The following is an 830-nucleotide window of genomic DNA, read 5'->3' on the forward strand; positions in this document are numbered from 1 at the left end:
GGCAGGTCCGCCAGGAAGGCGCCGAGTTCCGGCCGCCCCTCCTCGTCCTCGGCGACCACGGTGACCCTCCCGCCCTCCGGGTCCAGCTTCTCGACCTCCTCCAGGAACGGCATCGACGCCCGCGTCCGCCCGCCGTACAGCAGCCGCCACCGCGCGTCATCCGGCAGCGCCCGCAGCATGGGCAGCACGGGCGTGATGCCGATGCCCCCGGCGACGAAGGCGTAGGCCGGCGCCTCGACCAGCGGGAAACGGTTGCGCGGACCGCGCACCTCCAGCTCCGTCCCCTCCTGCACCTGCTCGTGCACCTCGCGCGAGCCGCCCCGCCCGTCCTCGACCAGCCGCGCGGCCACCGTGTACGACGAGGTGTCCTCCGGGTCGCCGCACAGCGAGTACTGCCGTACGAGACCCGAGGGCAGCACCAGGTCCAGGTGGGCGCCCGGCTCCCAGCGCGGCAGGCCGGTGCCCTCCAGGCGCAACAGCACCACCCCGTCGGCCAGCCGCTCGTGCGCGGTCACCAGCAGCGTCAGCGGGCGGGTCTCCGGGCGCCCCGAGGACGGCGGCCGCGCGGCGGACCCCCTCCCGGGCCGTGCACCGGAGGCCCGGCGCCGCACCGCCCGGCCGACGACGAGGGCGGCACTGGCCGCCAGGAGCAGGGGCACCGGCTTCCGCAGCCGTGCCGGGAACGGGACAGGCTTGTTGGACATGGCGTCAATGTACTGACCGGTAGCCCCCTGGGGAACCCTTCGGCCGGTACTTGTTGACGCCAGTGTCAACTAGCGGGAGGGGCCCTGGTACAGCCCTGTCACCCAGCGGGAAGGGCGGTCCCTAGT

At 74.7% G+C, this 830-nt stretch carries 1 protein-coding gene; it reads right to left on the reverse strand.

All coding sequences use genetic code 11. The features are described from left to right. A partial coding sequence (locus tag DMC61_RS40840; protein WP_199750236.1) for a ferredoxin reductase occupies positions 1-704 on the reverse strand: 704 nt, incomplete at its 3' end. Positions 705-830 lie beyond the last annotated feature (126 nt).

Origin of the sequence: Amycolatopsis sp. WAC 04169 (assembly GCF_003947535.1) — a bacterium.
GTDB classification, from domain to species: Bacteria; Actinomycetota; Actinomycetes; order Mycobacteriales; family Pseudonocardiaceae; genus Amycolatopsis; species Amycolatopsis keratiniphila.